This window comes from Capnocytophaga leadbetteri (genome assembly GCF_003054025.1).
Lineage (GTDB): Bacteria > Bacteroidota > Bacteroidia > Flavobacteriales > Flavobacteriaceae > Capnocytophaga > Capnocytophaga leadbetteri.
In genome coordinates this window covers 161,460-184,390 of record NZ_QBKG01000004.1, presented here as the reverse complement: position 1 = coordinate 184,390, position 22,931 = coordinate 161,460, and the positions used below count along the sequence as shown (strand labels likewise).

Here is a 22,931-nt window from a genome sequence, read left to right as displayed (position 1 = left end):
AGCTTGCTCATGATATTTAACTTCTTTATATAAATTTGCTATTTTTTCCATTTTTATTCTTTCTTTACAATTTAAAAATGTTAAAATAATTATAGTTAATAAATATATTTTTTTCATAAGTTATAATTTAAATTCATACGAAAATCCTTCGTGGATTAGATATTTTTTTCAGAGTGCAAATATATGAAATTATTTAGACACCTCAAAAATAGTATTTGGGAGCAAAGATAGTAAATAATTTGGCGATGCGCAATCTAAAAATCTCTCCTTACTGTAGCAGATTCATTTCATTCCGTGAAAATCCAGAAAAAATTTCTTTCCTTATTTACCCTATACAAACGATATACAAACGATATAGGAAGACCGAAGGATAGTCAAACAATTACCGAAGATTAAATATCTAATGCTTCTGCCGAAACTAGAAAAATATTCTGTTTTACCTACTCACCTCTCCCGCCACACTTGTGTTTTCTGTGCTATCCGTGCAAGGCTTAAGCTACCAACTTGCAGCCTAACTTTCTTCAAAATTTCTACACAAACTGTAAGAGTTATGTGTTAAAAATTTGTTAATGTTTAAAAGGCAGAATAGTCTTTTATGGGATTTGTATTACATTTGCACTCTATTAAAAACATATTAAAATAACTAAACTATGATGAATTTTCTAAAGAATCTTCAGAATATGATGGGAGGATCTGCTGAAGATATGCAAAAGCAAATGGAGCAAATGCAACAACAAATAGATGCTGCTATGGGTGGCAACGAAAAAAGAGGTTGGCAACCTGATGAAGGTGTGTACTATGCTAAAGGCGAGTACGACAATGCCGTAGAATACAACAATGAAATTGTGTGTATTACCAATGGTTGTTTAGATGAAATGGATGAAATGAATGACGCTATGGATGATAATGACTTCAATCGTGCTGAAGAAGTGCGTTTGCAGTGGATTGAAGATATTGTAGCTTTCAAAGAAGAAGTGCACAAACTCGGTGCTTACAAAGGTGATACTTTATTACTTGATGCAGCCATCAAATTCTTCGATAATTACGATGCTCTGATGAAAGATGGTTACAAAACTCTTATCCAAATGCGTCTAAAAGGTTTAAGAGGTACTCCTGAAGAGCAAGCTCAACTTAAGAAAAACAATGCTTTCATACAAAAATTTACTGATAAATTCAACGAGGTAAGCGATGTGTTTATAGAGCGCTATGAAGACGAAGACTACGACGACGAAGACGAATAAAAAAAAGTGCACGTCCCTCTAATAATTGCATTTTTAAAATTAAATTTTGCTTTTTCAAAAAAAGTCCCTACATTTGCGCGGTAATTAGGTTTGGGTTTTAACATAGCAAACCTAACAACTAACACCTAAACACTAAAATATGTTACAAAAAGGTAAAGTATCCCAAGTAATTGGACCGGTAGTAGATGTGCAATTTGCCTCTGATAAAGAGTTGCCTCGCATCTATGACTCATTGGAAATTGTAAGGCCTGACGGCACTAAACTTATCCTAGAAGTGCAATCGCACATAGGCGAAGACGTGGTAAGAGCCATTTCGATGGACTCTACCGAGGGGCTTAGTCGCGATACTGAAGTAATCGCTACGGGTAGCCCTATAAAAATGCCGGTAGGGCACGATATATACGGTAGGCTCTTCAACGTAATCGGCGATGGGGTTGACGGTCTGGGCAACCTGCCTAAAGAAGGCGATAACGGTCTGCCTATTCACCGTCCCGCTCCTAAATTTGAGGACTTATCGACTACTACCGAAGTGCTCTTCACCGGTATTAAAGTAATCGACCTTATCGAACCTTACGCCAAAGGGGGTAAAATCGGTTTGTTCGGTGGTGCCGGTGTGGGTAAAACGGTTCTTATACAAGAGCTTATCAACAATATCGCTAAAGGGCACGGCGGTCTTTCGGTATTCGCTGGGGTAGGCGAACGCACCCGCGAAGGGAATGACCTACTGCGCGAGATGCTTGAATCGGGCATTATCAAATACGGCGATGCCTTTATGGAATCAATGGAAAAAGGCGGTTGGGACTTGAGCAAAGTAGACAAAAATGCGCTGAAAGAATCGAAAGCTACCTTTGTGTTCGGACAGATGAACGAGCCACCAGGGGCGCGTGCGCGTGTGGCACTTTCGGGTCTTACCGTAGCTGAGTACTTCCGCGATGGGGCTGGTGATGGTCAAGGTAAAGACGTACTTTTCTTCGTTGATAATATCTTCCGTTTCACCCAAGCGGGTTCGGAGGTATCTGCGCTATTAGGACGTATGCCTTCGGCGGTGGGTTACCAACCTACACTAGCTACCGAGATGGGAGCTATGCAAGAGCGTATTACCTCTACTAAACACGGTTCTATCACCTCAGTACAAGCGGTATACGTGCCTGCGGACGACCTTACCGACCCTGCGCCTGCGACTACCTTTGCGCACCTCGACGCTACAACGGTATTATCGCGTAAGATAGCTGAGCTAGGTATCTATCCTGCGGTAGACCCTCTTGACTCTACCTCGCGTATCCTTACCCCTGAGATTTTGGGTAAAGAGCACTACGAGTGCGCACAACGCGTGAAACAGCTATTGCAACGCTACAAAGAGCTGCAAGATATTATCGCTATCCTCGGTATGGAAGAGTTATCGGAAGACGACAAAGTAGCGGTGGCTCGTGCGCGCCGTGTACAGCGTTTCTTATCGCAACCTTTCCACGTAGCAGAACAGTTTACCGGATTGCCAGGGGCTTATGTAGATATCAAAGATACTATCAAAGGCTTTAATATGATATTAGACGGTGAATTAGACCATCTGCCAGAAGCGGCTTTCAACCTTAAAGGTACTATCGAAGAGGTTATAGAAGCTGGTGAAAAGATGCTAGCAGAAGCGAGCTAATTTGTCAATTTGACGATTTGCCGATTAGCAGGTTGATATATAAAAAAAAGATTTTATGACAGTAGAAATTTTAACGCCAGAAGCATTGCTTTTTAAAGGAGAGGTAACAGGGGTGACAGTGCCAGGGGCAAAAGCGCCCTTTCAGCTGTTAGACCACCACGCCCCTATTATCTCTATACTTACTTCGGGCGAAATAAAACTATACGAAGGTAAAAAAGAACTGAAGTCTATCGCTATCACTGGCGGTACTATAGAGTTTAATAACAACAAGGCCGTAATACTTGTAGAGTAAGGATTTGTAGTTAGTACCTAAAACCATTAGTCGTCAGAGGACAGCTGAAGCTGATACCTCTGGCGACTAATGGTTATTTTTTGAGAATGATATTTGCTAATTTGGTAATAATTCTTACCTTTGCGAGAAAATTGAAGAGGCAATTTGCCTTATAACCTGATACCTAAGATAAATTAGATAAATAGAATGAAAAATTATTTGAAAATTAGCAGTGCCTGCTTACTAATGGCACTCTGGCCGTGTGCGTGGGCACAGCATACTCCTTTAGGGGGTTTTGCCTACGGCGACAAAGAAGCTCCTACTGGTAAAGAATGGGAATCAGTAGAGGAACTCGCTCTAAATAAGGAGTATCCACGCGCTTATTTCTTCTCGTTCGACAATGAAGCGCAGGCTGCCCAAGTACGCCCCGAAAAATCGCCTTATTGGCTGTCGCTTAACGGTCAATGGCGTTTCCACTGGTGCAAGACTCCTGATGAGCGCCCCAAAGACTTCTACAAAACCAACTACGACGCCTCTGGCTGGGATATGACCCCCGTACCCTCGAACTGGAACGTACAAGGGATACAAAAAGACGGTAAACTGAAATACGGTTTGCCTATCTACGTAAACCAACCTGTGATTTTCTATCACGAGCGCAAAGTAGATGACTGGCGACAAGGGGTAATGCGTACCCCGCCGCAAACGTGGACTACCTATGAGTACCGCAATGAGGTGGGCTCGTATATCCGCTACTTCGAAGTGCCTCGCGAATGGAAAGGTAGAGAGGTATATATCGATTTTGACGGAGTGGATTCTTTCTTCTACCTCTGGATAAACGGTAAATACGTGGGCTTCTCTAAAAACTCGCGCAACGCAGCTTCTTTCAACATAAGCAAATACCTGAAAAAAGGTCAGAATAAATTGGCGGTAGAGGTGTATCGAAACTCTGACGGTTCTTTCTTAGAGTCGCAAGATATGTTCCGCCTGCCAGGTATCTTCAGAACAGTAGCGCTACGCTCTACCCCAAAAGTGCAAATACGCAACCTAAATGTACTAACTGACACTGACAACCTAACCGATTGGCAGCTAAAAGTAACTGCCGAGGTGCGCAACCTCAGCAAAAAAGAGGCTAAAGACTATCGCCTACAGTATGCTGTATACAAAAATATACTTTACAAAGACGATGCTCAGAAAGTAGATGCCCTACAAGCCACTAGCGAAGTGCAGGCGGTTGCTCCTAACGCTATAGAAAAAGTAAGTGCAGCTATCGATGTGAAGCAACCCGATATGTGGTCGGCTGAAGCTCCTAATCGCTATGTGCTCGTAGCACAATTAGTAGATAAAAAAGGCAAAGTGATAGAGACCATCTCTACTTACTTTGGTTTTAGAAAAGTAGAGATAAAAGATACTAAAGCAGCAGATGACAGTTTTGGTAATGCAGGTAGATATTTCTATGTAAACGGCAAACCTATCAAACTAAAAGGGGTAAACCGCCACGAAACACACCCTGACCAAGGGCACGTAGTAACCCACGAACAGATGAAAGAGGAGCTAATGCTGATGAAGCGCGCTAACATCAACCACGTGCGTTGCTCTCACTATCCTCCTGACCCTTACTGGTTCTACCTTAGCGACAAATATGGTATCTATTTAGAAGATGAAGCTAATATAGAGTCGCACCAATATTACTACGGCAAAGAATCGCTTTCACACCCTAAAGAATGGGAAAAAGCGCATACCGCACGAGTAGTAGAAATGGTAGAAGCAGCTTATAACTCGCCTTCTATCGTAATATGGTCATTAGGTAATGAAGCAGGACCTGGTCAGAACTTCGTAACAGCCTACAATCACCTAAAAACCTTAGACACTAGTCGCCCAGTGCAATACGAGCGCAATAACGACATCGTAGATATGGGCTCTAACCAATACCCTTCAGTGGCGTGGGTAAAAGGCGCTGCTACAGGTAAATACGATATTAAATATCCGTTCCACATCTCGGAATACGCACACTCTATGGGGAATGCCGTAGGTAACCTCGCTGATTATTGGGAAGCTATAGAAAGCAGTAACTATATCTGTGGTGGTGCTATCTGGGACTGGGTAGACCAAGCGCTAACTAACTATACCCCTGATGGCAAGCCTTATGCTGCCTACGGAGGTGATTTTGGAGATTTCCCTAACGATGGGCAGTTCGTGATGAATGGTATTATCTTTGCAGACCGCACTGTAAAACCTCAGTACTATGAAGTGCAAAAGGTATATCAGAATATAAAAGTGAAGAAACTGTCGTTTGATACCTTCCAAATTACCAACAAAAGCTATTTTGAGCCTATGGAAGGTTACGAAGGGGTGTGGAAACTCTACCGCAATGGCGAGTTAGTAGAAGAACGCTCTTTTGATGTATCGCCACTAAAACCACAGCTTAAAGGTGTCGTTACCATTGCCCCTAAACGTATGGATAGCAAGAGCGAATACATAGTGGTAATAGAATTCAGACAAGCGGCTGATAAACCTTGGGCTAAAAAAGGTTTTGTGCAAGCACGCGAACAGTTCGTGATACAAGAAGCAGGACAAAAACCTGCAATCGCGACTGTAGCCAAAGGTAGTGCATTAGAGTTATCGCCTGACCAAAAAATGATAGTAGGCAAGGACTTCAGTGTAATGTTTGACTTTGACAAAGGTACTATCGAAACTCTTAGATATGGCAATAACACCATCATAGAAAACAGCGGTTTGGCACTTAACGCTTTCCGCGCCTTTACTAACAACGACCGCTGGGCATACCAACAATGGTTTGCCAAAGGGCTACACAACCTACAGCACAAAGCGTTGGCTAAGAGCGTAAAAGCTAATGCTGATGGCAGCTACAGCTATAGCTTCACGGTACAATCGCAAGCGCCTAATGGAGCAAAAATAGAAGGCGGTACTGCCAGCGGACGCAACAAGATAGTAGAACTTACTGACCGCCCTTTTACTGATGCTGACTTCCGCTTTGTTACGAACCAAGTATTTACCGTATATCCTGACGGGTCTATAGAAGTGCAAGCGAGCATCGGCAGCAATGATGATTTTGTAAATCTTCCGCAGTTAGGATACCTTGTGACTATGCCTAAAACTTACTTCCGTTTCACTTATTACGGAAGAGGCAAACAAGACAACTATCCTGACCGCAAAACAGGTGCCTTTTTGGGTATCTACGAAAGCGATGTACTGAAAGAAGCAGGGAACTTCCCTAAACCACAAGATGTGGGTCACCACCAAGATAGCCGCTGGGCAGCCCTAACCAATATGCGTGGCGCTGGTGCTATATTCGTAGGCACCCAACCGATGGACGTAGCTGCTCTGCCTTATACCGCCCAAGAAATGACCCTCGCGGGACACCCTTTTGAGTTGCCAAATCCTTCGGCTACCTATCTACAGCTAAACATTGCTACTACAGGAGTAGGTGGTAACAGCTGTGGTCCTACCCCTCTACAAAGAGACCGCGTAATGGCTACTCAACATCGCTTTGGCTTTATCATTCGTCCGGCACAGGCAAAACTAGCCGAGGCTGCGAATGTAAGTGCTAGCACTGAAGCTCCTGCTTTTGTATCAGGGCTTATCAACCGCAGTACTATACCGATGAAGGTTATCTTTGCCAGCAGCGAAGAAGTAGGGGCAGGCAATGCCACTCACTTAGTAGATGGCAACCCTAATACAATATGGCACTCTGCTTACTCGGTAACGGTTGCTAAACACCCTCACTGGGTAGATTTCGACCTTAGCAAAGAAGTATCTTTCAAAGGTATTAGCTACCTACCTCGCACAGACGAAGCAGGCAACGGTGATGTAAAAGACTTTAGCATCTCTATAAGCGATGACGCTAAAACGTGGAAAGAGGTGCATAAAGGCAGTTTTTCTCAGAACAGAGGCACGCCACAGCAAGTACTCTTCAAAAGCCCTGTAAAGGCACGCTATGTGCGTTTTACCGCCCTAAGCGAGCAGTACGGACAAGACTTTGCCAGTGGTGCTGAGTTTGGATTGATAGCAGAATAGAGATTAGTCGCTAAGTAGTTAGTCGTTAGCCGTTAGAAATGAGTCGTTAAGTAAGCGACACCCTTCTAACGGCTAACGACTAATTTTTAGTGACTAATTTGCTAATTTAGCAATTAATTGTTACTTTTGCCTCGAACTTATAGCTAAAAATAAAAATACAAATGGAAAAAATCTTTAACAGTTTATTATTTAAAGTGTTTTGCGGTATCGCATTGGGTATATTATTAGGCAACTATGCGCCTGATTGGCTATATCGCATTCTCATTACTTTTAAATCATTATTTGCAAACTTTCTGAACTTCTCTATTCCGCTGATTATGATAGGGCTTATTATGCCCTCTATTGGCGATTTAGAAAAGAATGCTGGTAAACTACTCGCCATCACAGTAGTGATTGCCTATGGGTTTACCCTCTTTTCGGGGTTCTCTACTTATTTCGTAGGAGATTCTTTCTTCAGCTCTCTATTAGAAAACGAACAAATAGGCACTTTGGAAGACCACAGCCGGTCACTCCCCCCTATTTTACAATCGATATGCCGCCTATCTTTGATGTAATGACGGCACTCTTACTCTCTTTTATCGTAGGAATTGGACTCTCAGTACGCGAAGCTCCCGTACTTACTAATGTAGTTAAAGAATTTGGCGATATAGTGAAGTGGCTTATTACTAAAGCTATCATACCCGTACTACCCTACTATATTATGACGATTTTTGCGGAAATAACTTTTAGCGGACAAGTAGCTTCAGTAATGGTAGTGTTCTTTAAGCTGATTATTATCCTCTTTATTATGCACATAGTGCTGCTGCTATTGCAATACATTTTCGCAGGGCTTATTTCTGGTAAAAATCCGATTAAATCATTAGGCACTATGCTACCTGCTTACGCTACGGCATTGGGTACGCAATCGTCGGCAGCTACTATACCGGTTACCTTGCGCCAGTCGCTTAAATTAGGCATATCGCAACGCATTGCGGGCTTTGTTATTCCGCTCTGCGCTACTATTCACCTATCGGGTAGCACAATGAAAATAACCGCTTGTGCTCTTGCGCTAATGATGCTGCAAGGCACTCCGTACGATTTTAGTATGTTTGCGGGCTTTATAATGATGCTCGGTATTATTATGGTAGCCGCACCTGGGGTACCTGGGGGTGCTATTATGGCGGCATTGGGCGTACTACACTCTATGTTAGGCTTCGACGAGAACCAACAGGCGCTAATGGTAGCTCTATATATAGCTATGGATAGCTTTGGCACCGCTTGCAACGTAACAGGTGACGGGGCTGTAGCTCTGATAGTAGATAAGATAGCTAAAAGACCGCAAACAGCTGACGAAGATTAGCCCTTGCGGCGCAACCGTTTGTTAAAGCGATTGACATTCATTTCTGACGGTATTTCCTCCCCTTCAAATACCGCTTTATATAATACTTGGGCACACAGAGGCGCATTGAGCACGCCGCGTGTGCCCAAGCCATTTAATACCCATAAGTGCGGATAAAGTGGGTGTGCCCCCACCAAAGGGCGTCTATCGCCTACTGTAGGGCGTATAGCCGCTTGGTGCGATATGATTTCATAAGGACAACTCGTCATTTTATGCAGTTTTTCGAGCAGTTCTGCACGTCCTGCCTCGGTAATAGTGTCAGTAAGGTCTTCGGGGTCGTAAGTAGCTCCTATGCGGTAAATATCGCCCCCCATACTGATGATAGACCCGTCGCTTTTGAAGATAGCCTGTAGCTGTAGGTCGGGGGCTTTGATAGTAAGGCTCTCACCTTTGCAGGGGCGCATAGGCAAAGAGTTAAAATACGGATTTTTGCTAATACCACAGCCCTCGCAGAAGACAATATGCTGAGCGGTCACTCCTTGATAAGCCACGAAGTCAGGCTGTATATCGAGAGCTGAATAGTCGAAAGAATGAAAGTGATATACCCCCGCCTCTTGCCAAGAGCGCAGACTGAGCTGTATATAGCGCTCTATATCTAAACGCCCCGTATGTAGTACCTCACCTAATAAATAAGGAGCAGGCAACGCCTCAGAAGGGGTAGTGCGTAAGGTAGTGCTCAGGTAGTGTTGGAGTATAGGCGTATCGGAAGCAGCAAACCAATTATTTTGCTCTTCTACAGAAGCAAACTTGCGCAGTACCGGCAGACTAATGCGCAAAGGTTGCCCCATTGTAGCCTCTATATTGTCATAAAAACGATTGGCGCACGCCATAATCTCTTCAGCTTTCCAAATAGGGGTAAAACGCTTTAACACTACCGGATTATAGACCCCTCCAGCTATTAAGCTCGCTACCTGAGAGCGGTCGGATAGTAGGCAGAAGCTTTTGCCGTGCTGCTCAAGCAAATGAGCAAAGCTAACGCCTGCCAATCCTGCCCCTACAATTATAAAATCAAACATCTTCTTTCTTTTTGAGTGCAAAGGTAATAATTTAATTGTGAATGATTAATTTGGCAATAAAAAAACTGCCTAAGAGGTTTCAGCTCTCAGGCAGTTTTTTATTAATCGTTTAAGACTATTTGCTTCTAACTTTTTGTTCCCATTTCCAAGCGGAAAGCATTGCATCGTCTAAGGTTGATTTAGCTTCCCAACCTAATACGTGGTTTGCTCTATCAGTATTAGCATAAGCAGCTGTAATATCACCAGCGCGGCGTGCTACTATTTGGTAGTTTAGCTTTTTGCCTGACACGCGCTCAAAACTTTGTATTACCTCTAACACGCTGCTGCCTTTGCCTGTACCGATGTTGAATACCTCGTAATTCTCAGCATTCTTATCGTTTAAGAGGCGTTGTAGCGCAATAACGTGTGCTTTTGCCAAATCAACTACGTGTATATAGTCGCGAATACAAGTGCCGTCAGGGGTTGGATAATCATTACCAAATACCGATAGTTTTTCGCGCAAGCCAATAGCTGTCTGGGTAATATAAGGCACTAAGTTCTGAGGTACACCCAAAGGCAACTCACCTATCTCGGCTGAAGGGTGCGCCCCTATGGGGTTGAAATAACGCAAAGCAATAGCGTTTAGCTGAGGCGTTACGCGGCAGGTGTCGCTAATAATCTCTTCTGAAATCTGCTTAGTATTGCCATAAGGCGACTCTGCTTTTTTCACAGGAGCATCTTCGGTGATAGGCAACTTATCAGCTTGCCCATATACGGTACAAGACGAACTAAAAATAAAGTGTGCTTTTTTCAGCTTGCTGAGCTCCTCTAACAGATAAATAAGGCTGGTGAGGTTGTTGTTGTAATAAAGCAAAGGTTTTTCTACGCTCTCGCCCACAGCTTTAGAGGCTGCAAAGTGTATAAGCCCCTCTACATCAGTATGGCGACGGAAGAAATCTTGTACATCTGCCTTATCTCTGAGGTCAAACTTCTCAAACAGCGGTTTTTTACCTGTTATTTTAGTGATGTGCTCTAATACACTCTCTTGTGCATTAGATAGGTTGTCGATGATAACCACCTCAAAACCTGCATTTTGCAATTCTACTACGGTGTGCGAGCCTATAAAGCCCAACCCACCCGTTACTACTATCTTTTTCATTTTTATATGTGTTGGTATTTGTTTGTCGTTTTTAAGCACGAGCAACTAAAGCCCTTGCTTCATCTTTATAAGATTCTTCTTTATCTCCTCTTTCTGCTCAGCATTGCCATCTTCATCTTGGCTCAGCAGACTTACCGCCTTCTCTTCAGTAGCAACAGCCTCTTTCTTATCGCCGTGAGCAAACATCAAGTGAGCAAGGGTATCAAGGTAATAAGGACTCTTAGGCTCTAACTGCACAGCTGCCTTTGCCCATCGATAAGCCTCTGCCATAAGGGCTTTATTATTAGGCTGGTCTTCATACACCTTCCACGCTATATTATTAGCGCGATTGGCAAAGAGCATCTTATAATAACGCCAACTATTCTCTGGATTATTATTGGTGAAATCGTTGTCGAGAGCAGCTATTAGGTTAGAGTCCGTAGCCATTAGGTTTTTGAAATAAGTATCAAAAGCCATAGCGGCATCCGTGGTCAAATCCTGATTATAAAGAAAGTCGATATAATCTAAAGACGAAAGAGCACCATTTTTAATCCCTTCAGCATAGGCTTTTTTCACCTCTGGCAGGGTAGCCTTGTCGAGGTCGTAGCAAGCCTTTAGGGTACGTTCTACCGCAGCCGTATTAAAAGCTATGTACCCCTTATCAATGCGCTGTATATAGGTATAATCACCAATATCTTTAAGGGCATCATTATGAGCTTTTATCTCTTTGAAAAACCTTAAGAGGTAAGCACCTGCTTCAAGGTCAGCTATAGTAGGCTCATAATTTAAGTAGAAAGTTTTAGTGAAAAAATTATCATTTATCTCTACATTAAGCGATGCCAATAGCGCGAAATCAGTATCGAGCTTAGCGTCTGCCTTATGTGCAGCGACTACTCGCTTCCATTGGGCGATAAGCTGCTCTGGAGTAAGCTGCAAACGATATAAGTTTTCAGGTTTTTTATAGTAAGTGATAAGGTTTTCTAATTGGTAGTCTATCGTAGCCTGTTTATCTTCATCGGTTTCTGCATCGCCAGTTTTAGGGCGTGCGGCTAAGAGTAATTGCACATCAGGGTCTTGAGTGTAGTTAGAGAGCGCTATTAAGACCTTTACAACCTCTTTCAGCGGCGCTTTAGGATTGCTGAGTACTCTATCGGCTAAACTTGCTTTAGCAGCTGTGCGCAACAGACCGGTATGGTTATACTCCAATGTTTCATCAGCTAATACTTGTGCGATGGTAGCCGGTTCGTGGTAAATCACCTCTCCTTCAGAGGTCAGAATGATAAGCTGGTCTTCGTTAGTGAGCCCTTTAGCTTTCAGACTTTTCAGCTCTTTAGCCGTCGCTAAGTAAAGTTCAAAGAGGTAAGGGTCTGTCAGCACTGTCTCCCCGTTCTGCTCATACCATTCAAATAGCTCTTTAAATTCCTTAGTAGCATTCTTGTTGTTAGGCTGATAAAGCAGCGCTACCAATCGATTATTTTTCTTAGCAGCTGCAAGGGCTGCACTAAGGCTATTAGCCTGTTTTAAGGTACTAAGGGCTTTCTTCTCTGGGTTAAATTCAGGTATATCTTTCTCTTCGTCAAAAGCGATAAGATGCTTCCACTGCTTTACCTTTTCGGTAGCTACAGGTTGCAATGCCTGCGCATCATTAGCCAACACTTTACTAAATACTATAGGATTAGACGAGAGTGATTTATCATTAAGTGTAAGCGTTTGCTTTTCAGGGTTATAGGTTGCTTGCAACTCATTTCTAACCGAATTTTCTGTATCAAAAGTAATTTCTACTCCGCTAGTATTTTTACCAATAAAATATTCTTCAATAATTACAGCTGTCTTTTTATCGCCTGTAATAGCTACACCATAAGCATTCACAAGGTAAAGATTATCCGTGCGCGGTATTTCTATAGTGTAATCATCTTGCCCTTGCAGTTTATTATACGCGCTTTCGTACACGATTTCTCCTTTGCTGTTTTCATAGCCTATATACAAGAAACGAGGGTCGAACATATTTATATCAGCCTCTTTAAACGTAAGGGTCAGCTGGTCTGTTGTACCTTGCGTTTTCACTACCCTAAAGCTATTACCGGTACCAAACTGCAAACTAATATTCTTATCTTTTGCGGTATAAGTACCCGTAGCCATCAGCGCATCTACCGTATTATCAGCATTGATGCGAAGCTGAAACTGTCGCGCTTCTTTTGATTTGTATACCCCGATAATGTCAGACGGCTGTGCTACTGCCACCAAAGGGAATAATGCACAAAGTGTAAGTATCTTGTTCATATTTTTAATTTGCTAATTTCCTAATTGTCTAATCGCTTCATTAGCTCATCTTTTAGTTTTTGTATGCCTTTGCCCGAAACTGACGAAATAAACAGATAAGGCACTTTCAGCTTAGCAGCCAATTCCTTATCTATAGCAGCGGTCAGTTCCTCATCAAGCATATCCGATTTAGAGATTGCCACCAACCGCTGTTTGTCCAAAAGTTCAGGATTGTACTTCTTGAGCTCATTGAGCAGTATCTCATACTCTGCCACTATATCATTAGCGTCTGCGGGAATGAGAAATAGCAATAGCGAGTTGCGCTCAATATGTCTCAAAAAGAAATGCCCTAATCCTTTCCCTTCAGCTGCCCCTTCTATAATACCAGGAATATCAGCCATTACAAACGATTGAAAGTCACGGTTCTCTACAATGCCCAAGTTAGGTTTGAGGGTAGTAAAAGGATAATCGCCAATTTTAGGCTTAGCAGAAGTGATAACTGATAGTAGGGTCGATTTACCTGCATTAGGGAAGCCTACCAATCCTACATCGGCAAGCACTTTCAGCTCTAACAACAGCTCGCGCTCCTCCCCCGGTAACCCCGGTTGTGCGTAGCGTGGCGTCTGGTTAGTAGCTGTCCGAAAATGCCAGTTGCCTAAGCCTCCTTTGCCGCCGCGTAGAGCGATAACCTCTTGCCCATCTTCGGTGATTTCAAAAAGGACTTCTTCTGTCTCTGCATCTTTTACGATGGTGCCCAGCGGCACTTCTAAGTAAATATCCTTGCCATCAGCCCCGAAACTGCGGTTAGCCCCTCCTGCCTCACCGTGTTCAGCGCGAAAGTGCTTCTGAAATTTGAAGTGTATGAGCGTCCATAGGTGCTTATTACCCTTTAGGATAATATGCCCCCCACGACCCCCATCGCCTCCATCAGGACCGCCTTTGGGTACGAACTTCTCGCGGTGCAGGTGCATAGAGCCTGCTCCCCCGTTGCCCGATGCCGCGTATATCTTTACGTAATCTGTAAAATTACCTTCCGTCATTATTGGGCTTTTATTTGGTCGATAGCCTTAGATAAGCGTACCGTAATCTCTTCTACTGTACCGATACCATCTACAGCGTGATATTTACCTTGTGCTTTGTAATAAGCGATAAGCGGAGCAGTCTTTTCGTTGTATTCTACAAAACGATTTTTTATCTTTTCTTCATCTTGGTCATCAGCGCGTCCGCTCACTTTACCACGCTCTACGATACGTTTTATAAGCACCTCATCATCAGCTTCTAAGGCAAGAGTACCGTGTATGCGCATTCCTTTAGACGACAAGAAAGCATCAAGAGCCTCAGCCTGTGCTATCGTACGTGGGAAACCATCAAAAAGGAAGCCTTCAGCATTAGGATTTTTTTCTACTTCCTCTTGAAGCATCTGTATAGTCACCTCATCAGGCACAAGATCGCCTTTTTCGATGTATGATTGTGCTAATTTACCTAATTTCGTCTCGTTTTTGATGTTGAAACGGAAAATATCACCGGTAGAGATATGCACTAAGTTGTATTTGTCTTTCAAAAAAGCGGCTTGCGTGCCTTTGCCAGCACCTGGTTTGCCAAAAAGTACTAAATTTGTCATTGTTATAGAGGTGTTTAATTGATATACTTGCGGTAAGTTGCGCCCTACCTCGTCAAAATCTAAGCCATAACCTACGATGAAACGGTTAGGAATAGGCTTGCCTACGTAGTCTATTTTGAAGTCTTTTTTGTAGGCATCAGGTTTGAAAAATAGGGTAGCAATTCTAAACGATTTCACTTTTTTATCTTTGAAGATACGGTATATCTCTTCCAATGTATTACCAGTATCTACAATATCTTCTAGTATTACCACGTCGCGCCCTTCTACCGAACCTGATAGCCCGATAAGTTCGTGTACCTTTCCGGTGGATTGAGTGCCTTCATAAGAAGACATTTTTACGAAAGAAATCTCGCATTCGCCTTTGTAATGTCTCACGAAGTCGGCAGCGAACATAAACGAACCATTAAGGACAGCAACAAACACAGGTCGCGACTCTCCTAAGTCCTGATAGACCTCAGCTGCCATACGGGCATTAATCTCATCAAGTTGCTGAGCACTGATATACGGCTCAAAAGTTTTATCGTGTATTTTTATAAGTTCCATTATATAATTATTAATGGTTATTTGTAAATGGTTAAAAACTAATTCTGTTAAATACTTTTTTAGGGTCTTCTTTTTGATGCAAGAAAGAATAAACTAATACAGCCATCTCTTCTTCAAATACAATATAATAGACAGCCATCTTATATTTTTTTGTGTATAATATCCTAGTATTTTTATATTTTTTAGGAGATATAAAAGGCATTGTTTTTAGGTAATCAAGATTTTTCAGAATTTCTTCATATACTTTATCTCCTAAACCTTCTTGTATTATATTATACCTTGTAATAAGGGCTTTAAGCTCTAGTTCAGCTTCTGTAAGAAAAATTAAATTATATTCCAAATTCACTTTTAATACTTCTTTTTAGTTCTTCATATGATATAACATCTTCTGGGTGGTTTTTGTATTTTTCAATACGTTGGTCTAATATTCGCTTGTGTTCTTCAGGGATGTCGTCTATTTCTTCGCAATAGGCTCTATCTCTCAAAAAACGATATTCTTCAATAGGCAATACAGCCCAAACATCATTTCCTTGAAAATCTTTAATATATTGTACAGCGCTATTCATTGTCTTAGAATTTTAGTGCAAAAGTAATCATTTTTTTAGAAACCAGCAAACTTCCTAATCCCTACGGCAAAGTAGCCCCCACTGCTATATCGCAACGGTGACCGGGTTGTCCGTGTGGCGGATTAGGTTTTCCTGAGAAGCCTGGTTCTGTTGTTCCCGTATGTTGTTGTGCCTGCTGAGGGTCTATCACCACCTGCTGTTGTACTACTTGTGGTTGTTGGGCTGGCGCTGCTGTAGTAGCCGCTGCGGGCTTGCTGTTGAGGGGGGCTCCTACCGGTATATCACAACGGTGACCAGGTTGTCCGTGTGGTGGATTGAGCTTTTCGCCATTAACCCCTACATAATTCTGAGGCTGCGACACTTGTATCACTTGCGGCTGCTCCATACCGTTCGATACTACCGGCATCGCTTCTCCCTGACCTACGGGGTGACTTACATTTTGGGCTTGAGCTATCACGTTGCCGTCATTAGGCAGAGGGGCTCCTACTGCTATATCGCAACGGTGACCAGGTTGTCCGTGTGGCGGATTGAGTGTCACCCCACCTCCTTGCTGGGTAGCAGGAGTTGAAAGTGCTGTCCCTTGGGCAAACGGATTAGCATCATTTGTTTTATCGCGTTGTTCTTCAGCCAACTGAGTATTAGCCATAGCATCTTCAGCTACGGTTATTTCTTGCGGATTATTTTTGCACCCTATAAGTGCCGCCGCCGAAAGAGCTATAAAAAATTGTATTTTCATTGTAGATAATAATTTCGGCAAAACTACAACATAATTTGCTAATTAGCAAATTTGCTAATCGACTAATCAGCTAATTGATAGTATCGTACCCAATCGATATACATAGCCACAGGCTTGTCGAAAGGCTTAACAAAAGGATTTATTATGATTTGTTGATATTCTTCTTCTGGCAGCACTCATTTGCTCTCTTACGCCACCTTTTTGCAAAAACACCTCTTGTTGTTTTTCTATTAATCGCCGAAGTAAAAAAGTAGTTTGGTTAATAAGAGTAATGCAAAGATTTGCTAAAGACGCATCATCATATTTAGGCAGCAAAGACGGATAAAGTTCAAAGATTTCCTTACTCGAAGCAAAAGTGCGAACCTTATCATAGCGAGGGTGTCCTATATGCCATTGTTCTTTATTTCTAACTCTCAAATAGTCTTCATAATCTATGAGTAGTTCCTCAAGACTTGCTTTAGCCACGTTAGTAAGTTTTATTTCAGTTTCAATCGAAGTAGTCGAAGCCTTACTTCCCTCAGCAATATTTTGTTTACCAGAGCGAGCCGCTTGGAGCATTTGGTCTATAGTACGGTCACCTTTAGTAAGAAAATGTTGAGTAAAGTAAAAAGTAATATCATAAATTACCTCTGCTTTTTGGTAAGCATACAAAGATCTGTAGCCTCCTTTCAATTTCAAAAAAGTTGTCATTATTTTGTTTTTAGTTTGTTATTATAGAGCACAAAGTTAGTATTTTTTTCGATACAACGGCCTATTTCCTCAATTTTTTTATCCCACCTGTCCCACTCGTCCCACCTGTCCCACTCGTCCCACCTGTCCCACTCGTCCCACTCGTCCCACCTGTCCCACTCGTCTCACCTGTCCCACTCGTCCCACCTGTCTCACTCGTCCCACCTGTCTCACCTGTCTCACCTGTCCCACCCGTCCCACTCGTCCCACCTGTCTCACAATCGCCGCTGCGGCTGGCACTCCCAGCCCTTTCAGCCCTCTCAATCCTCCTACCAAAAAAACTTTGCCAAAGGCTATAACATTATATGCTATAACCTTTGGCAAAGTTAAAATATACTAATTGGATAATTATTTAAGGGCTTCGTTTGCCACTTTACTCCAACCTGGGTTTTGGTAAATCACCGAATTATCTAAGTTAGTTTCATCAGGCGAAGTTAGGCGGAAGGCATCCATTGGTATAGGATTTAGATAGTGGGCATCATTCCATTTATAACCATCGTAGTATAGGTTGTTCACCTTATTGCGTTGGTAAGGACGTAGATACACGCTATTGGCTTGTGGGTTTACATTACCATTAGTAGCATCGCTTACTACCAATTTTGAAGTTCCATCTTGTTTCTTATACCAATCTTTCATTGGTCCCCAAATTCTAAAACCTTCTATAATGTAAGGAGTAGTTTTCATTTGGTCTAAGGCACGCCAACGTTTTAGGTCAGCCCAACGCATACCTTCTGCTATAAACTCGCAACGGCGTTCGCGACGGATGTTATAAAGAGTAGCATCTACTAAAACTCCTGCTGAATAAGCTCCCCAGTCACCGAGTTTTTCTTTGTTCATATCGGTATGGTTGATAGTATTTTGGTAGTTAGTATCTACACCTGCACGGCGGCGTAGTGCTTGCCAATAACTGATTGACGAACCATCTAAAGTACCATCAAGTACATAGTTAGCTTCCATATAGTTTAGCAAAGCCTCTGCTCCGCGAAATACTATCGAACCGGTAGTACCCTTATAGTGAGTAGTCGCATCGGTTTCAGAGTAGTTCAAACCTTTCTTTATACGATAACCTGTGGTAGCTCGGGTTTCTGCTGGATTAAGTATTTCAGGTACTGGAGCTTTTACTGGAGTGCCTTCGTGATAGTAAAGCGTATCGTTTTCTAATTTAGTAAAGATGCGTAAGCGGTCATCGCGTTTCTCTATAGTGCTAGTAAGGGTTTCATCACCTAAGTAGCCTGAAGCTCCATCATAGATAGGCAGACCGTTTTTCATTAGGTATGAATCTACCAAACCTTTGGTATAACCTGAACCCCCACCGTTGCGTGCTAATTCCATTTGTATATTATGTTGTTGCTCTGTTTTTGAATATCTTCTCCAGAATATTACTTCTTTATAAGCTTCCATATTATCATCAGCAAACATCATAAAATAAGGGTTTTTAGTTGCCATATTAGCATCTCTAGCTAGGCGTTTCCCTGTATTAGGGGTCAGATTACCCACCATTTTATCAGCTACTACTTTAGCAGCTGCTTTAGCTTCTGTTAAGAAGAATCTAATTTCATCATCTATATTGATGCTAAAGCCACTCAAATAGCTAGCTTGTGCACCAGGCCAACCGTTACCACCAGGCACTTGGGCAGTACCTTTGTGATATTTTAGCCAAGTACCTTCGTATAGAGCTACACGCGATTTTAGTAAGTAAGCCGCATCTTTGCTAATACGGTTCTTGCCATTTGGAGTGCTTTCGCTCAAAAGAGCAATCGCCTTATCAAGGTCTGAAAGTATAAAGCGTGCTACTTCGTTCTGAGGGCGGCGTTTACTTTGCTCAGTAAGAACTGCTTTTTCATCAGGCAACACCTCAGTGATGATAGGAAAGTCACCAAAGTTTTGCAACTTGTTAAAGTAGGTAAAAGCACGTAGAGTGTACATTTCACCTATGTATTGCTTAATATTAGCAGGATTACCTTGTATTTTGCCAGCTTCGTATTTAGGCAATACTTTCTCAAAGAAGTAGTTACACTCGCGTATCATACCGAAATCCCAGCCCGCACCATTAGCACTTACCCGCCATTCACCAGGCAAAAAGCGTGCACTTCCCCCAGGGGCTGCTTGGTTATCGGTAGCGTCGTCGTATCTGAACACAGAAAGTCCATACACACCAGGAGGTATAGTCGAAAATCCTACATTAGGGTATAAATTGATAGCATAGGCTGCCAAATCTCCTTCGTTTTCAAAGAACGCCTCAGGGGTTACCTTGTCCAAAGGTTCTCTGTCTAAGAAATCATTACAAGAGCTTAATAGTACTCCTGCTGATAGTGCTATATATTTAAAATATCTTTTCATCGTTTTGTCAAATTATAAGGTTAGACTTAGCCCAAGAGCCCATGTTTTTGATAGTGGATAGGTTTTAGAGCCTTCGCCTCCATAACCTATACCCAACATTTCTGGGTCGTATAGTTTGCTGAGCTTAGTGAAAGTGAAAATGTTTTCACCAGAAATATACACACGTAGATTGCTAATACCTACCTTTTGTGATACTTCTTGAGGAAGTGTATAGCCTAATTGTATGTTTTTAACCCTCATATAAGCTGCATTTTGTAAATAGCGTGTTTGGGTTTGACGGTTTCTACCAGAACCCCAGTCAGGACGTGGATAGTAAGAGTCTAAGTTAAGCCCAAGAGGGTGATTAGGGTCGTTACGGAAATAGTCTAAGTGTTCTTTAAACACTACTGTTTGCCATTTTCCTCCATTAGCTCCCCAGAAGTATGAACCTCCTACAGCATAGTCACGTTTTCCTACCCCTTGCAAGAAGATTTTGAAGTCAAAACCTTTGTAAGCAGCATCTAATGTAATACCATAGTTATAACGAGGAGTTTGGTTACCTATGATAGAAAGGTCGCCGTGGTCTTCTAAAGTATTCTTACCAGCTGATATTTTACCATCGCCATTAAGGTCTTCATACATTATATCACCAGCACTCCAGTTACTACCTAATTGTGTTTGGTTTACTTTAGCCAAGTGTTCGTTCATCTCTTCTTGGGTTTTAGCTATACCTTTAGTGGTATATCCCCATATTTCACCATCATATCTACCTTCATACCAAGTACTTAAACTACCTGAAGGGTTAGGGTATTTCAATATCTTTTGGCGAGAGTCTGCAAGAGTCAATCCTATACCGTAGTGGAAGTCTTCACCTATCTTATCACGCCAGTTTACTATCAATTCAAAACCTCTACTTTCCATATCGGCATTATTAGTTTTAGGCACAGCAGCTCCAAGTGTATGAGGCAATTCGCGTGCAGGCCCTATCATACCTATAGTAGTACGTACGAAGTAGTCAAAATTAAGGTTCAAACGGCCTTTCAAAGCGGTAACGTCAAGTCCTGCATTCCAAGAGCGAACGTTTTCCCATCCATAACTACTACTGATTAGCCCTGGCATCCAAGCCACATTAGGTTTCTTATCTCCCAATATCCAGCCTCCTGCACTAGTAGCATAGCCCATAACGGTATATAGTGGATACCAGTTTTGCGTATTTTGGTTACCCAATTCACCCCAAGAACCTCTAAATTTAAGAGTACTTACATAGTCGCGATAAGGCTCCCAGAATTTCTCTTGTGCTACGTTCCAACCTGCTGAGAAAGATGGGAAGAAGCTCCAACGTTGGTCGCGCAAGAAACGGCTAGTACCATCATAACGACCGTTTATTTCCAAAAGGTAACGACCTTGGTAGTCGTAGTTCACACGTCCAAAGAAACCTGCAGTAGCCCAGTGGTTATAACCTCCATTAGTAGTTTCCTTACCCGAAGCTGTGTTAAGGGTAGGCACTGATGAGTTGATAAGGTTTTGCTTATTACCGCTTAAGGCTCTACTCTTCAACAACTCTGACTGAAAACCTGCCATAAACTTAAAGTTATGCCCACTCTCTAAATTCAAATGATAATTAGAATAAATGTTAGGGTTTAAGAAGTTTTCTTTAGAACCTGATTCATATACTGATGAAGTTTCATTATCAACAATGTAAGGCTGATTTTGCGCGTCTTTAGCATAAGTAGTCAAATTATCTTGATGATAAAATTCGCTATAGATACGGTAGTTAAACTCTGCGTGCAAATCCCAGTTTTTAGTAAAGTTGTAGTTCAACGATAGTTGAGTATACATCCAATCTTTCTCTGATTTCTTTCTACCTCCATCGCGCAAATAAGGCACTTTACTTTCACGAGTAAAGTTACCATTAGGGTCTTTTAGCGGAATGATAGGCCAATAACGTATAATATCGTGGAAGAAAACTGCATTGTGTCCTAAATAAGAAGGTGCTTCGTAATTCTGACGAATAAAACGCACATTATAACCAACTGATAACTTATCGTTAACCTTAGTATTAACTTTACCACTTAAGGTATAGCGGTCTAAGTTTTCAGGTGCGTATTTAAAAAGACCATCGCGGTTTAGATAGTTAGTAGATAAGTAGTATTGACTCTTATCGCTACCTCCACTCACACTTAGGTTGTGTTCGTAAGAGTAGTAAGTTTTTTTGTAGTGCTCTTCTAACCAGTCAGTATTGGCGATAGGTAGTAGGTCGTGGTTATCCCACGCTTCCCATTTACCAGATGAGTTTTTAAACATCGCCTGACCTATTTTACCGTCTTGGTAGTCTTTTATTTGTTGTAATTTCCAATCTTGAAACTGAGTTCCTCCTACATCGGCATCATTAAAGTAAGTTGCCCAAGAGTAAGAGTCCGCATTTTTAGGACGAATGATAGGCGAATCAGCACGTAGATTAGAACTGTAGTGTACGGTTACTTTTCCTGATTTACCTTTTTTAGTAGTGATAAGTATCACCCCGAAAGGAGCACGCGAACCATAGATAGAAGCGGCGGCTGCGTCTTTTAGTACTGATATATTTTCTATATCATTAGGGTTGATAGCATTCATATTCCCTTCCATACCGTCAATAAGTACTAACGGACTAGAAGTAGAACCTGCACCTATAGTACCTGCCCCACGAATGTTGAATCCTTTGGTAGCATCAAGCTGACCTCCAGCTCCCGATGTAGAGATATTAAGACCAGGTACCAAGCCTTGCAAAGCCTCAGTAACGGTAGCTACTGGGCGCGACTCAATAGCTTTAGAGTCTACTGAACTAACCGAACCGGTTAAGTTCACTTTCTTTTGGGTACCAAAACCCACTACTACTACCTCACTTAGTTGTTGGGTGTTCTCTTTTAGTACCACACTAAGCGAGTAACTTTTACCCCCCCCTACGACTTTTTTAGATTGGGTGGTATAGCCTACTGAACTAAATTCAAGTACATCGCCGGCTTTAGCCTGCAATTCATACTTACCATCAATGTCAGTCGAGGTACCGTGTGTAGTGCCTTTCACCACTACTGAAACCCCTGGCATCGGTAGTTTGCTTTCATCAGTAACTGTCCCTTTTACTGATATGGTCTGCGCTAAGGCTGCACTAAAACAGCAACCTAACACAAACCAAATGACTGTTAAAAATTTTACTTTCATAAGTTTGGTTTTATTAAAATGAAATTACGGCGGTAAAAGTACACCCCTTTTTTTATATAAGCAAATATTTTGTTAATTATTTTATTTCATTTAACAAAATAAATTCTTAATAAATTGAAATACAATCGAAAATAAAAAAGAAAATAAAGAAATTAGAAAGGTACTAAACAAGAAAATGAAAGGTGAAAAGATAAAACAAATAAATTAGCAGGTTAACAAAATTGCTAACCTGCTAATTTCTATTGTTTTTATAA

16 protein-coding genes and 1 pseudogene are annotated in these 22,931 nt (G+C 41.9%); 5 read left to right on the top strand and 12 right to left on the bottom strand.

Translation table 11 applies throughout. The features are described from left to right. The first annotated feature begins 650 nt into the window (after positions 1-650). The 5 genes and pseudogenes from C8P65_RS05750 to C8P65_RS05730 all read left to right on the top strand — a co-directional run bounded on the left by C8P65_RS05750 (position 651) and on the right by C8P65_RS05730 (position 8,534). Positions 651-1,241, top strand: coding sequence for an LIC11966 family surface protein (locus C8P65_RS05750; protein WP_107781979.1), 591 nt, complete (start codon positions 651-653; stop codon positions 1,239-1,241). 139 nt (positions 1,242-1,380) lie between these two features. After that, positions 1,381-2,889, top strand: coding sequence for a F0F1 ATP synthase subunit beta (gene atpD / locus C8P65_RS05745; RefSeq protein ID WP_107781978.1), 1,509 nt, complete (start codon positions 1,381-1,383; stop codon positions 2,887-2,889). Positions 2,890-2,944: 55 nt separating this feature from the next. After that, on the top strand, positions 2,945-3,181 hold the full coding sequence (locus C8P65_RS05740; protein WP_107781977.1) for a F0F1 ATP synthase subunit delta/epsilon: 237 nt from the start codon (positions 2,945-2,947) through the stop codon (positions 3,179-3,181). 186 nt (positions 3,182-3,367) lie between these two features. Beyond that, positions 3,368-7,195, top strand: coding sequence for a glycoside hydrolase family 2 TIM barrel-domain containing protein (locus C8P65_RS05735; RefSeq protein ID WP_107781976.1), 3,828 nt, complete (start codon positions 3,368-3,370; stop codon positions 7,193-7,195). Between the two features lie 161 nt (positions 7,196-7,356). After that, positions 7,357-8,534 (top strand): annotated as a pseudogene (locus tag C8P65_RS05730) (dicarboxylate/amino acid:cation symporter). On the opposite strand, the gene C8P65_RS05725 reads toward C8P65_RS05730, so the two are convergent. The 12 genes from C8P65_RS05725 to C8P65_RS05670 form a co-directional block, all read right to left on the bottom strand. Further along, positions 8,531-9,589 (bottom strand): NAD(P)/FAD-dependent oxidoreductase, encoded by a 1,059-nt coding sequence (locus C8P65_RS05725; protein ID WP_107781975.1) that lies wholly within the window; start codon positions 9,587-9,589, stop codon positions 8,531-8,533. The pseudogene C8P65_RS05730 and the gene C8P65_RS05725 sit on opposite strands and share 4 nt — an antisense overlap. Positions 9,590-9,704: 115 nt before the next feature. Continuing rightward, complete coding sequence (gene galE, locus C8P65_RS05720; RefSeq protein ID WP_107781989.1) at positions 9,705-10,727, bottom strand: UDP-glucose 4-epimerase GalE; 1,023 nt, start codon at positions 10,725-10,727, stop codon at positions 9,705-9,707. 45 nt (positions 10,728-10,772) lie between these two features. Further along, positions 10,773-12,986: a hypothetical protein gene (locus tag C8P65_RS05715; protein ID WP_107781974.1), complete on the bottom strand. Its 2,214-nt coding sequence runs from the start codon at positions 12,984-12,986 to the stop codon at positions 10,773-10,775. A 20-nt stretch (positions 12,987-13,006) separates the two neighbouring features. Beyond that, positions 13,007-14,005, bottom strand: a complete 999-nt coding sequence (obgE, locus tag C8P65_RS05710) for a GTPase ObgE (protein ID WP_107781973.1) — start codon at positions 14,003-14,005, stop codon at positions 13,007-13,009. After that, complete coding sequence (locus C8P65_RS05705; protein WP_107781972.1) at positions 14,005-15,129, bottom strand: adenylate kinase; 1,125 nt, start codon at positions 15,127-15,129, stop codon at positions 14,005-14,007. The genes obgE and C8P65_RS05705 overlap by 1 nt, the downstream gene beginning before the upstream one ends. Before the next feature lie 31 nt (positions 15,130-15,160). Next, positions 15,161-15,475: a type II toxin-antitoxin system RelE/ParE family toxin gene (locus C8P65_RS05700; protein WP_107781971.1), complete on the bottom strand. Its 315-nt coding sequence runs from the start codon at positions 15,473-15,475 to the stop codon at positions 15,161-15,163. Next, positions 15,459-15,695, bottom strand: a complete 237-nt coding sequence (locus tag C8P65_RS05695; RefSeq protein WP_107781970.1) for an addiction module protein — start codon at positions 15,693-15,695, stop codon at positions 15,459-15,461. Before C8P65_RS05695 ends, C8P65_RS05700 begins: the two co-directional genes overlap by 17 nt. Positions 15,696-15,756: 61 nt before the next feature. Next, complete coding sequence (locus C8P65_RS05690; protein ID WP_107781969.1) at positions 15,757-16,431, bottom strand: hypothetical protein; 675 nt, start codon at positions 16,429-16,431, stop codon at positions 15,757-15,759. Between the two features lie 126 nt (positions 16,432-16,557). After that, complete coding sequence (locus tag C8P65_RS05685; RefSeq protein WP_211305886.1) at positions 16,558-17,121, bottom strand: four helix bundle suffix domain-containing protein; 564 nt, start codon at positions 17,119-17,121, stop codon at positions 16,558-16,560. Positions 17,122-17,199: 78 nt separating this feature from the next. Continuing rightward, complete coding sequence (locus C8P65_RS05680; protein WP_107781967.1) at positions 17,200-17,484, bottom strand: hypothetical protein; 285 nt, start codon at positions 17,482-17,484, stop codon at positions 17,200-17,202. 24 nt (positions 17,485-17,508) lie between these two features. Next, positions 17,509-19,500, bottom strand: coding sequence for a RagB/SusD family nutrient uptake outer membrane protein (locus C8P65_RS05675; RefSeq protein ID WP_107781966.1), 1,992 nt, complete (start codon positions 19,498-19,500; stop codon positions 17,509-17,511). Positions 19,501-19,512: 12 nt separating this feature from the next. Beyond that, the gene (locus C8P65_RS05670; RefSeq protein WP_107781965.1) at positions 19,513-22,677 is read right to left on the bottom strand and encodes a SusC/RagA family TonB-linked outer membrane protein; all 3,165 of its coding nucleotides are present in this window, start codon (positions 22,675-22,677) and stop codon (positions 19,513-19,515) included. Positions 22,678-22,931: the final 254 nt, after the last annotated feature.

Excerpts from the sequence above, each read along its gene's own strand:
- C8P65_RS05750 (WP_107781979.1), top strand. The coding sequence starts at position 651 with ATGATGAATTTTCTAAAGAATCTTCAGAATATGATGGGAGGATCTGCT.
- atpD (WP_107781978.1), top strand. The coding sequence starts at position 1,381 with ATGTTACAAAAAGGTAAAGTATCCCAAGTAATTGGACCGGTAGTAGAT.
- C8P65_RS05740 (WP_107781977.1), top strand. The coding sequence starts at position 2,945 with ATGACAGTAGAAATTTTAACGCCAGAAGCATTGCTTTTTAAAGGAGAG.
- C8P65_RS05735 (WP_107781976.1), top strand. The coding sequence starts at position 3,368 with ATGAAAAATTATTTGAAAATTAGCAGTGCCTGCTTACTAATGGCACTC.
- C8P65_RS05725 (WP_107781975.1), bottom strand. The coding sequence starts at position 9,589 with ATGTTTGATTTTATAATTGTAGGGGCAGGATTGGCAGGCGTTAGCTTT.
- galE (WP_107781989.1), bottom strand. The coding sequence starts at position 10,727 with ATGAAAAAGATAGTAGTAACGGGTGGGTTGGGCTTTATAGGCTCGCAC.
- C8P65_RS05715 (WP_107781974.1), bottom strand. The coding sequence starts at position 12,986 with ATGAACAAGATACTTACACTTTGTGCATTATTCCCTTTGGTGGCAGTA.
- obgE (WP_107781973.1), bottom strand. The coding sequence starts at position 14,005 with ATGACGGAAGGTAATTTTACAGATTACGTAAAGATATACGCGGCATCG.
- C8P65_RS05705 (WP_107781972.1), bottom strand. The coding sequence starts at position 15,129 with ATGGAACTTATAAAAATACACGATAAAACTTTTGAGCCGTATATCAGT.
- C8P65_RS05695 (WP_107781970.1), bottom strand. The coding sequence starts at position 15,695 with ATGAATAGCGCTGTACAATATATTAAAGATTTTCAAGGAAATGATGTT.
- C8P65_RS05690 (WP_107781969.1), bottom strand. The coding sequence starts at position 16,431 with ATGAAAATACAATTTTTTATAGCTCTTTCGGCGGCGGCACTTATAGGG.
- C8P65_RS05685 (WP_211305886.1), bottom strand. The coding sequence starts at position 17,121 with ATGACAACTTTTTTGAAATTGAAAGGAGGCTACAGATCTTTGTATGCT.
- C8P65_RS05675 (WP_107781966.1), bottom strand. The coding sequence starts at position 19,500 with ATGAAAAGATATTTTAAATATATAGCACTATCAGCAGGAGTACTATTA.
- C8P65_RS05670 (WP_107781965.1), bottom strand. The coding sequence starts at position 22,677 with ATGAAAGTAAAATTTTTAACAGTCATTTGGTTTGTGTTAGGTTGCTGT.